Origin of the sequence: Ruficoccus amylovorans (genome assembly GCF_014230085.1) — a bacterium.
In the GTDB taxonomy this organism is placed as follows: Bacteria; Verrucomicrobiota; Verrucomicrobiia; order Opitutales; family Cerasicoccaceae; genus Ruficoccus; species Ruficoccus amylovorans.
The window spans coordinates 41,060-55,766 of record NZ_JACHVB010000004.1 but is presented as its reverse complement, the minus strand read 5'-3'; the positions used below and the strand labels follow the sequence as shown (position 1 = coordinate 55,766).

The 14,707-nt window shown below is 67.1% G+C and carries 13 protein-coding genes; 3 read left to right on the top strand and 10 right to left on the bottom strand.

What is annotated here, in order from left to right; genetic code table 11:
* Nucleotides 1–60: 60 nt before the first annotated feature.
* Together H5P28_RS00390 and H5P28_RS00385 are read left to right on the top strand one after the other, a co-directional pair.
* Nucleotides 61–528, top strand: a complete 468-nt coding sequence (locus H5P28_RS00390) for a transposase (RefSeq protein ID WP_185673748.1) — start codon at nucleotides 61–63, stop codon at nucleotides 526–528.
* A complete protein-coding gene (locus H5P28_RS00385) occupies nucleotides 432–1,103 on the top strand; it encodes an IS630 family transposase (protein WP_343075460.1) in 672 nt (223 codons plus the stop codon). The genes H5P28_RS00390 and H5P28_RS00385 overlap by 97 nt, the downstream gene beginning before the upstream one ends.
* Here H5P28_RS00385 and H5P28_RS00380 read toward each other — a convergent pair.
* Genes H5P28_RS00380 through H5P28_RS00345 form a run of 8 tightly spaced genes read right to left on the bottom strand, consistent with a single transcriptional unit; the run spans nucleotide 1,062 to nucleotide 13,943 of the window.
* Nucleotides 1,062–1,895 (bottom strand): DNA adenine methylase, encoded by an 834-nt coding sequence (locus H5P28_RS00380; RefSeq protein WP_185673747.1) that lies wholly within the window; start codon nucleotides 1,893–1,895, stop codon nucleotides 1,062–1,064. The genes H5P28_RS00385 and H5P28_RS00380 overlap by 42 nt on opposite strands.
* The gene (locus tag H5P28_RS00375) at nucleotides 1,892–2,392 is read right to left on the bottom strand and encodes a hypothetical protein (RefSeq protein WP_185673746.1); all 501 of its coding nucleotides are present in this window, start codon (nucleotides 2,390–2,392) and stop codon (nucleotides 1,892–1,894) included. The genes H5P28_RS00380 and H5P28_RS00375 overlap by 4 nt, the downstream gene beginning before the upstream one ends.
* Before the next feature lies 1 nt (nucleotide 2,393).
* Entirely contained in the window at nucleotides 2,394–5,168 is a 2,775-nt protein-coding gene (locus H5P28_RS00370; RefSeq protein WP_185673745.1) for a LamG domain-containing protein, read from the bottom strand.
* A 6-nt stretch (nucleotides 5,169–5,174) separates the two neighbouring features.
* Nucleotides 5,175–7,496 carry a hypothetical protein gene (locus tag H5P28_RS00365; RefSeq protein ID WP_185673744.1) on the bottom strand — a complete coding sequence of 774 codons (2,322 nt, stop codon included), beginning with the start codon at nucleotides 7,494–7,496 and terminating at the stop codon, nucleotides 5,175–5,177.
* Nucleotides 7,496–7,705 carry a hypothetical protein gene (locus tag H5P28_RS00360; protein WP_185673743.1) on the bottom strand — a complete coding sequence of 70 codons (210 nt, stop codon included), beginning with the start codon at nucleotides 7,703–7,705 and terminating at the stop codon, nucleotides 7,496–7,498. The genes H5P28_RS00365 and H5P28_RS00360 overlap by 1 nt, the downstream gene beginning before the upstream one ends.
* Nucleotides 7,695–8,168 carry a C40 family peptidase gene (locus tag H5P28_RS00355; RefSeq protein WP_185673742.1) on the bottom strand — a complete coding sequence of 158 codons (474 nt, stop codon included), beginning with the start codon at nucleotides 8,166–8,168 and terminating at the stop codon, nucleotides 7,695–7,697. The genes H5P28_RS00360 and H5P28_RS00355 overlap by 11 nt, the downstream gene beginning before the upstream one ends.
* Nucleotides 8,165–10,960 (bottom strand): phage BR0599 family protein, encoded by a 2,796-nt coding sequence (locus H5P28_RS00350; RefSeq protein WP_185673741.1) that lies wholly within the window; start codon nucleotides 10,958–10,960, stop codon nucleotides 8,165–8,167. The genes H5P28_RS00355 and H5P28_RS00350 overlap by 4 nt, the downstream gene beginning before the upstream one ends.
* Before the next feature lie 34 nt (nucleotides 10,961–10,994).
* Nucleotides 10,995–13,943 (bottom strand): coiled-coil domain-containing protein, encoded by a 2,949-nt coding sequence (locus H5P28_RS00345; protein ID WP_185673740.1) that lies wholly within the window; start codon nucleotides 13,941–13,943, stop codon nucleotides 10,995–10,997.
* Here H5P28_RS00345 and H5P28_RS00340 point away from each other — a divergent pair, their 5' ends adjacent.
* The gene (locus H5P28_RS00340) at nucleotides 13,944–14,129 is read left to right on the top strand and encodes a hypothetical protein (RefSeq protein WP_185673739.1); all 186 of its coding nucleotides are present in this window, start codon (nucleotides 13,944–13,946) and stop codon (nucleotides 14,127–14,129) included.
* Here H5P28_RS00340 and H5P28_RS00335 read toward each other — a convergent pair.
* Entirely contained in the window at nucleotides 14,126–14,266 is a 141-nt protein-coding gene (locus H5P28_RS00335) for a hypothetical protein (RefSeq protein ID WP_185673738.1), read from the bottom strand. The genes H5P28_RS00340 and H5P28_RS00335 overlap by 4 nt on opposite strands.
* On the bottom strand, nucleotides 14,266–14,703 hold the full coding sequence (locus H5P28_RS00330) for a hypothetical protein (protein WP_185673737.1): 438 nt from the start codon (nucleotides 14,701–14,703) through the stop codon (nucleotides 14,266–14,268). The genes H5P28_RS00335 and H5P28_RS00330 overlap by 1 nt, the downstream gene beginning before the upstream one ends.
* Nucleotides 14,704–14,707: the final 4 nt, after the last annotated feature.

Below are 14,707 nucleotides of genomic sequence, written 5' to 3'. Positions count from 1 at the left end.
ATTTAGAGCGTTTCAAATAAAACTGTAGCTATTTTCTCTGGGATCTGGTAGTGGGTAGTGATGAAAACGCTATCGTTGGATTTGAGACGGCGGCTCGTGGAGAGCTACGATGAAGGCAAGTGCACGCAGGCCGAGGTGGCTCAGCGTTTCCGGGTGTCGTTGGGGATGGTGAAGAAGCTGATCCAGCAACGGCGCCGGACTGGCCTGATCGAAGCCCGGCATCGGTTTTCGGGCCGCAAGGCACGCTTATTGCCTGATCATGGGCCGGAACTGAAGGCATTGGTGGGGCAGCATCCGGACTTGACCTTGGCCGAAATCAAGGAGCGTCTGGACTTAGGCTATACGGTCGGAGCGATCCATTGGGCTCTGGACAAGCTGGGGCTGACATATAAAAAAAGACGCTCCATGCCTCCGAGCAAAACCGCCCCGATATCGCGCAAGCCCGCCGCCGCTGGAAGCGCAGCCAAGGCGGCCTCGACCCGGCGCGGCTCGTGTTCATCGACGAGTCGGCGGCCAAGACCAACCTGACCCGGTTACGGGGTCGCGCCCCTCGGGCGCCAACGTCTGCTCTGCCATGCTCCGCATGGACACTGGCACACCACCACGATGATCTCCTCGGGCGCCTGGACGGCACCACCGCCTGCATGAGTGTTGAGGGCGCGGCTAACACCGAGGTCTTTCAAGCCTATGTGCTCCAGATCCTCGTCCCCTCCCTGCGTCCCGGAGACATCGTCATCATGGACAACTTGCGCGCCCATAAAAACGAGGACACCCTCAATCTGATCCGGCAGGCCAAGGCCCAAGTCCGCTTCCTGCCGGCTTACTCCCCGGACCTCAATCCCATCGAAATGATGTGGAGCAAGCTCAAGGCAATCCTGCGAAAGATCCAGGCACGAAACTATCCCCATTTACTCGACGCCATCGCTAACGCATTGGCGGACGTATCCACCAACTGTAAGGCCCGGTCGGCTTTGGGAAAAAATTTGGTAGGTTTGGGAAAACGCCCCTGCTGGAGGGAACCAGGCAGGGGCGTGAGAAGATGGCCTGAAAGGGCAGTTCAGTCAGGCTGCACGGTTATTTCCGAGATCGGGAAGAGGGAGTAACCGGTCTGTGGCGGCGGCGAGGGATGGGTGGAGGATGAGCAGTTCGCCGGAGACTTTTCCACCGGAGTTTTTGTTCAGGGAGTAGCGGATGGACATCTCGCGGTAAGGCAGTCCGGCAAATATCTCACGGCAAGCCGGTGAGTCATCGCAGGTCAGGAGCCAGGTGCCGCGAAGGCGATCGAGGCACCGGCGCACGCGGGCCATGTCCTCCGGCTGGAAAGGATGGTAGGCGGTCTTTCCGCACTGCACATAGGGCGGGTCGAGGAAAACAAAAGTATCCGGGCCGTCATAGAAGGCCACTACCTCTTCGAAATCCCGGGACTCGATCATGACATGACTGAGGCGCCGGGCAAGCCGGTCGATCAGCTTGCCGTGGCGCACCGGGTCGAAGCCGTGATAGGAGTTGCGGTCGCGGCCCCATGTTTTCCCCTGTGCCCCGAAAGAAGCCACCTTCAGCCAATACCAGCGGGCTGCCCGCTGCAGGTCCGTGTAGCCGGGGTTCATCAGCAGGTCGGCGAAGTCGCGGCGGGCGTTGCCTGGCCAACTGGCCAGCTCGGCCAGGAGGGCATTCCGGTGCCAGCGCACATAGCGGTAGAAAGTCACCATTTCGCCATCGAGGTCGTTGATAACCTCACACCGGGCTGGCTCCTTGGCCAGGAGGACAGCGGCCGCGCCGCAGAACGGCTCCACATAGACGCGGTGAGGCGGGATTGCCGGGAGAATGTGTTTAAGCAGGCGGGTTTTTCCGCCTGGATGCGGGAATGCGGGTTTGATTGGAGTGGGTTGGCTCATGAAGGGATCGGGTCAAGAGTGGCGGCGGCGATGAAGGCGGTGTCCAGGTCGGCCTCGGTCATCTCGAGGGCTGCGGCCAGCATCAGCACGAGCGGATCGGCCCGAAAGATGACGGTCGCGCCGCTCCAGCGGGCCTGCGCGACCTTGCGCTCGGTCTCCTCGGGGATCGCGGCCAGGAGCGCGTCGATGTCGATCCCCATCGCGAGGCACTGGAGGGCGAATTGAATCTTGCGCACCGAGGTCGGGACGACGGGCGGCTCCACCACGGGGGCGGCGGCAACGGCGGCGATGTCGGCGGCGCTGAGAGCGATCACCTCGCTCGAGCCGTCCTCCAGGGTGGCGGTCAGCTCGCCGGCGTCCAGGTCGAGGGCGATGGCCACGGCGGTGGCGGGTGGGCGCTGGCCCTCGGGCAGGGGACGGTCGGTCTCGCCCCCGGGAACGGTGAAGATGAGTCGGGCGTCACCCGGGGCGAGCAGGTCAATGCGGTCGAAGGTCATGTTAATCGAGTTGGATGTTCAGGAGGAGGTCCACGTCGGCCAGGCTGGCCGGGGTGACGGTGGCAAGGGTTGCGTGGGTGGTGCCGTCCGAGCGCTGCACGAGCAGGTCGGCCCCGCTGGGGGCGAGCCGGATGCGGCGCAGGGCGGCGTTTTGCGCCCCGCTCAGGGCAACGGGAGCGCCGTCCACCACGAGCGCGGTGACGACGCAGGCGGCGGGCAGGATGTCCCCGGCCCGCAAGAGGTACATGCTGGACGAGGCATCGACCGCGCGCGCGCGGATCGCGTCCCGCCCGGTCAGCGCGGTCCAGGTGCAGCCGCTGGCAGCGAGCAGGCCGTCGTAACGGTGCGGGCTGCGGTCCCGCAGTTGCGGGCCAAGGCGACCGGCCTGGGAAGCGCTCCAGGAGCCGATGGCCCCGATCTCCCACACCCGAAAATTAGCCACGGCGAATTCCAGTTCCACGCCTTCGCTATACTGCCCGAAGCCCACTGCTAAGGTATTCGTACCCGCACCCGAGGCTAGGCTGATATACGGCCCCTCCAACACTACATGTACCCAATTCCCCGGTGACGGGTGTGTGTAATAGTAGGTACCTCCTATTGACGTACCGATCCCATCTTGGTAGAACTGAATTCTGCTTTGCTGCGTGGAAGTCTGTGAGGCCGGGACGTAGAAGTCGAATTCGACCCTCCATTGTTTCGTGCTGGTGTTTGGGGCAAAAGACAGGGAGTTTAGACGCAGGCGGACGGCAGAAGCTGGCGCTGACGAATACTTAGTAATCTTGAGGACATTATCATGGGCAACGGTTCCGTCAGACACGCCATTCTCCACGGAATATTCACCGTAGGTCGGGGTGTAGTCGTAAAACGTTTCTGTCGAAAAATCCGATACGTACCGGGGCAGAGGGTTACCCCACCGATACACTGGGGGCACTCTCGGCAGGGTTGGCTGTGGTGCCGTGATGGCGGCGATTTCTGCCGCCGTAAGTGCGACATTGTAAACGCATCCTTCCGAGACGTACATGCGCAGGAAGTAGCCAATCGTGCCGCCATTATTCATCGCGCCGATGGCCGGGGCGAGCCACGGGGTGTTCGCCAGATCGACACCGGATATGTCGGCGGTGCCGAGCAGGGTGGCGTCCCGGTACAGGCTCATCAGGTTGCTGGAAATATCCACTGTCACCGAGAGCCACATCCAGCCCGAAGGTTCGACCGGGATATAGCCTGTGGGTGTGGATATGATCGCGCCATTGACACCGTCACCGAGGGATATCGTGATCTGACCGGAGGACTGGAGCGACCAGTGGTAGGCTGATAACCCGTCCTCGCGGCTGCCAAAGATGCGGCTGCCCGCGCTCGGGCGGCCGGGGAAAAAGACCCGCCACATCACGGTGGAATTTCCCCGAAAAGTGTCAGCAAGTCCTGCGGGCAGAGCTACTGCGGCGCTCACGCCGTCCAGGTGCAGCGCCGACCCAAACGGCCGCGCCGCAATCTCGGCGGCGCGGGCGTCGCTCACACCGTCGAAGGCATCGCGCCAGGTGCCGGCGGCCCAGGTGCGTTTCTTGGCCAGCGAGGTGTCGTAGTACTCGACGCCCTCCTGCAGCGGATTACCCGAGTTATCGGTGGTGGGGGCGGCAGCGTACGCGCCCAGGTAACGGGTGTTAAAGTCCGCCCGGACGCTCTCCACGGCGACGCGATCGGTCTCCACCTGAGTGACCATCCCGGCGACATCGGTCTTGTCGGCCGCGACGGCGGCCGTGTTGGTGGCCACCTCCTGGCGCTTGTCTTCGACCTCGGTGAGCATCCCGGCCACGGTGGTCTTGTCCCCGGCAACGGTGACGGCGTTGGCTGCGACCTCCTGACGCTTGGTCTCCACCTCGGTGGCGATCCCGGTGACATCGGTTTTGTCGGTCGCGACGGCGGCCGTGTTGGTAGCCACCTCCTGGCGCTTGTCTTCGACCTCGGTAAGCATCCCGGCCACGGTGGTCTTGTCCCCGGCAACGGTGACGGCGTTGGCCTCGACCTCCTGCCGCTTGGTCTCCACCTGAGCGGCCATCCCGGCGACATCGGTCTTGTCGGCCGCGACGGCGGCCGTGTTGGTAGCCACTTCCTGCCGCTTGTCTTCGACCTCGGCTTCAGCGGTTTCGGCGCGGGTGGCGGCACCCTCGGCCCGGTCGGCGGCGTCCACCGCAGTGGAGATACCTTCGGCGGCCTCCTGTGTCTGCGCGAGCAGCTCGGCCGCTTCATCGCGCAGGGCCTGCCCGGCGTTCTGAATAGCCGCATCGGCCTGGTCGGCCGTGTAGTAGTTTACGCCGGGGGTCTGCTCAATAACGGAGGCGAGCCCGCCGCCGTCTTCACGCACCTGCATGTCGGTCACGAGGAAGGTGACCAGTTGGCTGGGGTTGTCGATCGTGAGCGCGGAAATGATGAGCCGGTACGTGTTCGCGGGGAACTGTGTGTCGGCCTTGTCCAGGTCGAAGGCGACGTGCTGCTGGGCGCCCGAGGCCCAGGTGTCGCCGGTCAGGGTATCGTCAAACACGTCCACCGTGCGTGCGTAGACCGGGGGCGTGTTTTCCGTGGGCGGGTTCTTGCCCTGGTAGGGCTTAATCTCGTAGGTGAGCGAGGCGAGGTTGGCCACGGAGAGCAGGGCCGCGCCGTCGGCGAGGCCGAGCTGCACGCGCAGGGTGCTCCCGCGCCAGAGGTACAGGATGGGGCGAGTCTGGTACGGGCGGCTCTTGTCCAGCCGCAGGCGGTGAAGGGAGGGTGTGACGGTTTGCATGGTGCGTTAACGGGTGACGGTTTGATCGCTCCGGCCGGTCTGGCCGGTGCTGTCGGTACCGACAGCGGACAGGGTCCAGGTGCCGGTGGACGGAAAGTTGACGGTGCCGCTCCACTCATGCGTGGCGCGGGGCGAGAGGCTCTGGCGCAGGACTTCGGCATAGCCGGTGCCGTCGCTCTTGATGATGGTCAGAAGCACTTCGGAGAGATTGCCGGTGCCGTCGAGCCAGCGCAGGTGGACGGCGAGGTCGCCGCCGCTGGCCGTGGCCGGGAAGCTCGCGGGCGAGATCCACTCGACGCGCGGGGCCGTATTGAGCCCGGCCGGGATAGCGTAGGCGGCCTGTGGCACGTAGGTGGTCGCATCCGGCTGGAGCGCGAGTTCAGCCAGCGACTGCGCGGCGGCGGTGCGGCGTTGGCGTTCCTCCCAGGCAGCCACGGGAGCGTAGCCTTTGCGGGCGGTGTAGGCACCGAGCCGGAACCAGCCCGGGGTGCCGGTCGCCAGCATTCCGGCGAAGTCGTTATGAGCCAGCCGGGCCATGAGGTAGCGCGGAATCACCCAGCCCTCGACTTCTTCCCAGGACGCGGGGAACGGGCCGTCCGTGAAGGCGAGCGCGGCAGTACCGAGACGGCCGCGCAGGACGCTGGCCTGGAACGTATCGGTGGAGACGAGCGCGGGGGCCGAGGCGATGGAGAGCACCTCCAGATACTCCAGGCTATCTTCGTCGCCGTGGCGGAGGATGTCACCGGCCTCGTCTTTTTTCAGCAGGATGAGGAGCAGTTCGTCGTTGCGGCCCTCGGTGGCGCCTCCGGCCCAGGCGCGCAGGTACTGCTCATCGCGGCGCGGATCAGCCCCGTCCACCGGATCGAGCAGGCGCACGCGCACGGTGGACGAGCCGGAGCCGAAAGAGGCGGCCAGGCGCACCGGCAGGGCGAAGCCGCTTTGGCGGGCCACGGTGGGAAAGTCTCCGCCCGCGCCGCTGTCGTAGGCCACCTCCAGCCCGAGGGCGAGGCTGTGCGGCCGCGCCGCCAGGGCAATGACCGGCGGGGCCGAGATCGGGTCCAGCGGCGGGAGCGCGAGCAAGCGCGACCACATGACCGGCGGCACCACATCGGGCGTGCCCGGATCGGCGCTTTCGGCGGCGGCAGCCGTCTCGAGCACGCGGGCACCGGGGTCCAGTTCACCCTCGATCTCGACGGCTGAGGTGGCGTCCTTGGGGCGACGCACCTTGAGCACGCGCAGGATGGCTGCATCCTCCGTGCCGGGCAGGCCGAGCGGGACGCTCAGATAGTCCCCCGGCTGCACGAGGTCGCCGGAAGGCTTGAGCGCGCGGGGGTAGCGCACCGAGCCCGACCAGGAGACCACGCGGCCCACGCGGGCGAGTTCATCCAGGCCGGAGCGGATCGCCTGGTCCGCCGTGATCAGCCAGGGTCGCTTGACCGTGGTGCGGCGCAGCACACCGGCCTCGGCAATCGCTCCGGCATCATCCACGCTGAGGGTCGCCCCTTTGTGCAGCGCCTCGGAATCGGTAAACTCGACGGCCACGGAGTTGGGGGCGTCTTCCTGATCCTCAAAGTTCACCACGGGCGGCTCGGTCAGGTCATCCAGGGTGAGTTCCATCACGCCGGTCAACGCCTCGGCATCGCGCACCCACCGGCCTGCCTGGACGAGCCCGGCGGCGGTGACGCGCAGCCAGGCACCCAGCGGCGTCAGCAGGTCACTGAGCAACGCGCGGGTCTCGGTCGCATCCGTCACGAGCGGAGAAACCGCCGCGAGCGATCGTCCGGCCGGGGCGCCGGTGATCTGTTCGGCCTGCAGGGCATTGGCCAGCGCCTGGAAGCTCGGCTGATCCAGCTCGGAAGCGGCCCGACCGAGCCAGCTCTCGGAAGTGATGACCTCGGCGGCGAAGACCGCCGCGTTGCAGGTGCGGCACTCGTCCAGGGACGCGGACGCCGGGGTGCCGGTAACCAGGCTCTGCGCGGGCGCGGCCAGACAGATGAACTCGGCGTTGTAGGCGTTGGTGGCCGCGCCGTGGTCGAAGTTGATGAAGACGCAGTAGGCCACGCCGGGGTACGGCGGATGGTAGGCGTACTGGTTCAGCGTGGGGTCGGCGGGCTGGTCGTCCGTCCCCCAGTAGATGCGGAGGGTACCGTGGGCGGTGGAGATCGTCAGCGGACCGGTGGAAGAGCCGCGCAGGACCGGCCCAGTCCAGACAGCCTCGCCGTTGAGCAGGATCGCCTGCAGGCCGTAGAGCGGCCCCCGGCTGATCACACAGGCGATGGTGCCCATGTAGTGCGGCACGCCCTGGTCATAGCCTTTGCTCGATCCCATTACTTTTTCCCTCCCCCGGTGCTGGTCGGTTCATACCAGACAGACTGCCCGTAGAAGGGGCAGATGACATAGCGGCCCGCGACCTTGAACTGGCCCCGGCCCAGCGGCAGCGGGCGACCATCCTCGGAGACGGCGAAGGCTTCGTCGTAGGCCGAGACCGTTTCGGTGCGCGAGGGCTCCGGCGTCTGGTCATTACGCTTACTGCCCATCGCAGCCTCCTTCCAGCGGGCGCCAGGCCGCGCGGACGCGCCCCTGCAGTTGCGGGTCCAGCAGGCTGGCCAGGTGGGTGGCTCCGCGCAGGAGCACCTGCAGCACGGCCCGCTGCTCACCGCCGAGGTAGAGGGCGATGTGCCCGATCCCGAAATCGCACAGCAGGATGTCTCCAGGGCAGAGCGGCTCGTCAGGGCCGACCGGGGCGAAGCGGGCGGGCCGGGATTCCAGCCAGCCGCGCATGGCCTGCGCGAACTGGCGGCGGCCGGTGTCTCCGCGCTCGGGCACATCGTCCATCGCCACCCCCGCCTCAGAGAGGACGGCGGCGGCCAGGCGATGGCAACTGACGCCGCAGCCCTTGACCGCGCCCGATTGCACATAAGGGGTGTCGAGCCAGGAGGCGGCGATGGTCATGAGTTTGCCGATGCGCTCGGCGCTTGAGAAATAAGGTTGCGCGGTCATTTTTTACCGGAGGACGAAGTGGTCTGGCTGACGGCCACGAGGGCCGGGTTGGATTTGGGCAGGTGGGGAAAGCCCCGGAAGCGGTGGCGGTTCGCGTAGGCGGCGCAGGCCGTGAGGGATTTGTCGCAGCCGGGGACGATGCGCCAGCCGGGCGCCGGAAAGACGGCGGGCAGCGCGGGCACCCGCACGGCGGGGGTCACACTCAGGCGGCGGCTGGGCGCTCCGGACCGGCCGGTCGGTACCATCAGGGCGGCTTCGAGCACATCGTGCAGCTCGGCCGCTTCGGCCGCGCTGACCTGGCCGCTCGTTACATAGGAAACGCCGAGTTGCTCGGAGGATTCAACAGAACCTCCAAAGAGATAATGCTGATCGTGCCATTGCCCATTGTCCTGCGTGCCGGTGCGCGGGGCCGTAGCGAAGAGCTGGCCGCCGTGAAAGAGCTCGCCGTAGGGGGAAGAGAGCGAGGCGGTGCCATACCAGTGGCCAAGGCGGGCGGCGGCGGGCGAGAGTGTGCCCGAGGCGTAGACACTGAAGCCCCCGTAAGTAAACGTGACCGCGCCCGTACTGCGCACATAAAGGTAGGCCCCGCTGCTGTCTCCGATCAAAGACACGGCCCCGGCCAGCCGCCACATCCCCACCCCGATGTTACGCGGGCGCAGGGCGGCGGGCAGGTCAATGCGGAGATAGCCGGAGGTGGTCAGCTTGCGGATGCCGAGGGCGTCTCCGACGTCGTTATCGGTCAGGTTATACATCGTGGGCCGGGGCCAGCCCAGCCGGTTGACGAGCGGGGTGCTGGCGGCGGCCAGGTTGGTCCCGAGGAAGGGGGCCAGGTAGATGATCTTGCTCCAGGCCGAGGTGCCCCGCAGGGAGGCTGCGAGCTGGTTGCAAATCGCCAGGGTATCGGTGCCGAGCGTGCCGCCGTAGGCGAGCGCTTCGCTCTGCCAGGCGCTGGCGGCCGGGTCGAGGGTGCCGACCGGGGGGATTGTTTCATCGCGCACGGCCTCGGAGGCGGCAATGCGGATGCGGCGGAAAGTCCCGTCCGCCAGCGTGCGCTCGATGTAGCCGTGGCGGTAGTAGTCCCGGGGGCGGACCGGCCACGTGGACGTGCCCGCCGCCACGAAGTGCAGCTTGCCATCCGCCGAGGCTTCAGCCAGGTCCGCCTCGGTGGAGACACTGGCCAGGTCCACCCCGCAGGCGGAGCCGCCGAAGGGCGCCCAGCAGCGCTTGGAGACGATGGCGACCGGCCCCTTCAGGTCGAAGAGCGCCGAGGGGCCGCGCACGGGCACGGTGGCCGTGGCGCCGGAGTAGCGGGCCGTGCGGGCGCGGCCGGAGAAAATGAGCCGGGCCGCCGAGGGGGCGGCGGTGTTACCCTCGAATATCTGCACGAGCAGTTGGGGGGCCGAACGGTCGGTGCGCCAGCGCTCGAAGGGAGACCCGTCCCAGGAGCCGAGCGCGAGGGACACATCGTGGCGGGCGAGGTTGAGCTCCTGCTCGATGTCGCCGTGGTCGATCGGACGCGGCTCAAAGGTGCCCAGCGCACCGGCGTCGATCGCGCTGTCGTGCGAGGTGAAACGCCAGGTGACCACGCCGTCGCTGACGAGGTATCCCCACCAGACCCCGCCCAGATCGCCCACGGTGGAGCCCTGGGTCTCGCCGTCGGGCAAGGCGGCCTCGGCAGGCAGCTCGACCAGCTCGATGGTGGAGGTCGCCACGGCGGGCGTTTCCCAGGCCACGCGCAGGACATCCCCGGAGAAGCGGCACAGCCACAAGGCGCTGACCGGCGTACCGGCGGCGAAGGCGCCCGGCGCCCCGGCCAGGGTGAGCGTCTGGCCGGAGCGGGACTGGATGCGCCGGGCGACGCTGTGTGAGCCGTCCGAGATCCAGACCGCCGTTTCGCTGTCCAGCGGCGCGGCCTCATCGAGCGTCACCACCTGTGAGCCGGAGGAGGATGCCAGGGCGAGGGCGGCCTCGTGCCACTGGCCGGGTGCCCACAGCAGCCCGGCGCTTCCGCCCCGGTCCTGGAAGAGAGCGACCAGCCGGGCGGTCTCCTCTCCGAGCGGAGTCAGGGACGCCTTGAGGCGGCGGGCCGGGGTATGGGCGACGAAGTACTCCACCTCGGCCCGACCGTAGCCGACCCGGTCACGCTCGATGCGCAGCTCGACGCCGCCGGAGGCGACGGCGCCGCCCCAGTCCGGCTCCAGTTCGAGCAGGCGCGGCGTAGCGGTGCCCAGAGACGGGCCGCTGGCCAGCGTGGCCACGGCACGGATGGCGGTCTCGGCCGGGCCGCTCTCGGTGACGCTCCAGGAGTACTGCGCTCCCCGGGCGGTGATTGCCTCGGGGGGGGCGGGGAGCTTGGCGAACCGGCCCCACAGCAGCGGTGCCACCCGGCAATCCCCGCTGGCGGCGAACCCGAAAGGCTCGGCCTGGGTGGACGGCGCCACCTCCCACTGGGACCAGTCCGGCTCGAAGAAGACCCGCAGGCTGCCGCTCCAGGAGGAGGTGCCCAGATCGTCCAGGGCGGTCTCGCCGGGCCAGAACGGCACCAGGACCGGCTCGTTGGCGTACTGGCCGAGCGCCACCCGCATGGCGGCGTGCCCGGGGCCGTCGAGCAGGGATGACCACGCCAGCGTGAGGACGGTCTGCGCGGCCAGGCGGCGGCGGTGGCCGCGCGCGGACAGGCCGCTATCACTGGCGGTGCGGGCGGCGAACTCGCCAGTGACGGCGGTGGACCAGTCCGGCTCGGCGGCGAGCAGGCGGCAGGCGGTGGAGGAAACGGTGACCGGGTAAAACATGGAGCGTGTTGGGTGAAGATGCGTAAAGACGGACTCAGCTCACGTCCTTCATGACGCCTTTGACTTTGTCGTACAGGAAGCGCGACCCCTCGGATGATTCCAGCCAGGCGCGGGCGTTGGAGGACTTGTCGAGGATCGCCACATTGACGGCCTGCGCCCCGGAGGCACCGCCGCCGCTGCCGCCCATCGCCGCCCCCGTCCCGGCCGGATCGGCCGGACGCGTCAGCGAGTGGGCGACATCCCCGGGGAGCGCATCGAGCAGGAGCTGGCCGGTGTTCAGCCCCGCGATAAAGGTTTCTCCGAAGGTGCGATAGGCGCGGTTGTTGAGCACGGCCTCGGTCCCCTTTTCGTTCACGCGGATGAGCTGCTCGCCCCCGCGCACGACGCCCCCGGTCTCGAAGGCCCCGAAGGCGGCCATGATCGCGGCCAGAGCGACCGCCCCGAAGGCGAGCGCGATCCCGAAGGAGCTGATCCCGGCGGCGACGGCCCCGGCGCTCTTGGCCGGAAGCGTGGCCGCCTCGGCGGCGTTTTCCTTGGCCACGCGGGCCACCCGGTGGGCGTCGGCGGCGGTCTCGATCGCAGTCATGCCGGTGAGCACGAGCGCCTTGTTGACGAGCCACTGCACACCCATTTCAACGACCGTGCGCAGCATGGTGTTGAGGATGGACTGGCCGATCTGCGCGGCGGCCGCGCCGAAGCTGAGCGTGCCGTTGATCCAACTGCTGATGCCGTCCGTGATGCTGGAGACGGCGGAGCCGAGCGTGCTCTTGATGCCCTCGGCCACCTGATCGGCGGTCGTGCCCACCTGCGCGAGATACTCGAGGATGCCACCCTGGCTGCCGTCCGAGAGGGACTGGAAGTGCTGGATCGGGTCATCCAGCGCCTGGTAGTTCTGCTGGGCCTGGGACAACCTGGACGCGCCCGCGCCGGTTTTCAGGTCTTCGAGGAACTGCTGCCACTGGGCGATCTGCGCGAGCGCCTCGGCCTGTTCCAGCGGAGAGGCTGCCGCTGCCGCCGCCGCCTGGTAGCCCGCGATGATCTGCCCGATCAAGACCTGTTCCTGCTCCAGGATGCGGACGGCCGTCGTGCGGTCGCGCCGCTGTTCGGCCAGTTGCCGCTCGGACTGCAGGCGGTTGAGCTGCTTTTCCAGGATCGCCTGGGAATCGGCCACGGCCTGCTGGGCGCGCTTCTCCTGTGTCAGACGATCCTCCAGATCGAGCCGCTCCCGGATCAGGTCGCGGGCGTCGGCCCCGAGGTCCGCCTCGGCCTCCATCTCCCGCAGACGGCGGCGAATCGCGTCCGCCGCCTCCTGGTCGCCATCGGCCTCAAGCCGCTGAGCCTTGGTTTCCTCCGCGTAGATCTTCCGCTTGCGCTCGAGCTGCGCTTCCTCCGCCGCTTTGCGGTCGGCTTCGGCCTTCTTAACCTGGGCCTCCAGCGCATCTTGGTCGAAGTTGGATAAATTGGTCAGGTCCTGGGCATTCCCCGCCCCTTGCGCCTGATTGTTACGGACCGCCTGCTTGCCCTCGTCCAGGATGTCCTGTCCGACATCCAGCCACCAACCAGCCTTGGCCTTGGCCCGGAGATCGACAGCCGCGTTGTCGGCGATGAGTTTGCCCGCAGAGTCGGCCAATTGTTTTTTCGCCTGGTCAAGCGAGTCCTTCAGGCCGGTCGGGTCGATCGTGAAGCCGATTTTGCGCCCGAGCGCATTGTCGAATTTGTCGGCAACCCAGACGAGAAACTCCAACACGACGACCTTCAGCGCCGTCAGTGAATTGGAGAAGGTGAGCTTTATCCAGTTCCACCCCTTCTCGACGTTCGCGTCGAAGTGAGCCCACCACGCCGCAATATCAGCCATGATCTTCGCCACCCAGTCCTTGATCCGGGCGCCGCCGACCTCCAGCTCGTTAATCATGGAGCCGATGAGCCAGCCAACCATGAAGGCGACAAAGCCGAGCCCGGCCACAGCGACCAGACGCAGGGCCGTCGCCGCCAGTCCGCTGGCCGAGGTAATTGAGGCGAGACTCCCTTTGATGAGGCCATGCTTGGCAATGGTGGCCGTGAGCGCCCGCCCGTACTGGGCGATCGTCGTGCCGGTGAGCAGCACAAAGGCTGTCCGCAGCGGGTTGACGGCCATCTTGACCAAAGTCATCGAGCCGGAGAGTGCGCCCCAGGCCAAGGCCAGTTTCAGCACAGTCGGGGTGACGGCCGCGAGGACAGGGACGAAAGGTTGGACGACCCCGGCCAACTGCCCGAGGATTTGTGCCGTCTGCCCCAAGGCGGGGACCAGCACCTGGATAAACGGCAAAGCGACAGCGCGGGCGATGTTTCCTAGCTTCTCCGTCTCGCGGCCATACTGGACGAGCAGTTGGTGTTCCTCCTTGTTGACGATGGCGGCGCGGGCGGCCCCTCCAGAGGTTTTCTGGAACGCCTCAATCATGGCGGTGACGCGATCCTTGCTCTGGTCCAGCTCGATCCCGTAGCGGGCGAGTTCCTCGCGGCCGGAGGCGAGCTGCTCGCCAAAGAACTGGGCGGCGGCCTCCCCGGCCTGGCGGTGCTGCTGTGCCCAGTCGAGGATGGGTTCGGCGGCGGCCTGAGCCTGCTGAGCGGACAGGCCGAAGCCGAGGGTGATGCGCTGCACGGCCTGGACCTGTTCGGCGCTGAACTTCGTCACCTCCTCCAGGGCATCCGCCTGGGCGAGCAACTGGTCGCGGTACTGCACCTGCCCCGTTCGCCGCAGGGCCTGCGTCAGTTCGTTCTGGGCCTCTTCGGCAGCGCGGGCCTCCTGGGTGTAGCGGTAGAGGGCGGCGGCGCCCAGGACACTGCCGAGCTTCGTGAGCATCCCGCGCAGGGCGGCCTCGCCGTTCTGGATACGGGCATTGAACGCTTCGACCTGTTCCATGCGCGCCTTGTAGGCGGACACGAAGCGGTCGAGGCCGTTCAAATTGGCCTTGAAGTCGAGGATGACCTGAAGTAAGTTATTCATATGTTTGCCGGACTGCTAATGCTGCCCCTGATCGTGCCCCTGCTGGTACTGGCGGTGGCGTTGATCCTGAGCCTGCCCTCCAGCCTGCTGTGGCTGGCCGGGAGCGGGTTGGCATTGGTGGCGTTTGGAGTGCTCTGTGATGTGGTGCGCGCCCTTTGGCGGGCCGCTCAGGGCCGCCACGCCTAAAGGCGCGGACGGCCCCGGTCGGACTTTCTGAGCTCGTTGACCTGGGCGGCGAGGAGGTCGAGATCGAGCAAGGTGCAGCGGTCGAGGTACTCGGCGGAAAAACCGGCATCGACCAGCCACACGTAGAGCCGGGCCATCACGACGTCGGGGTCTTGCCCTTGACGGCGGTGGGGAGACTTTGGGCCGGAATCAGTCCGGCGATCGTGTTTCCGATTGCGGCCCAGCAGTTTTTTAGCTCGGCGTCGAGGTTGACGGCGATGGCGGCGGCGAGAATCTCGCTGGCCTCCAGGGCGTCCAACTCGCCGAACTCCTCGGCCTTGAGGGCGGTGGCGCCGGTGACCAGGCTGACGATCAGCTCGTCACTGCCGGCGATCAGTTCAGGCAGGCGGTCGGCCATCTCAGCCACGGTCACCTCCAGGGCGGTGACGTCCGCCCCGATACCTTTGAAGAGGCCGGAGAGGACGCCCCCGAGCTGGGCGAGAAAGGCGCGGGTGGCCTTCCACTTGAGGCGGCGCACCTCGATACGGCGGCCGTCCGCCAGTTCCACGGTTTGAATCTTTTGCTTGATAGTCATGATC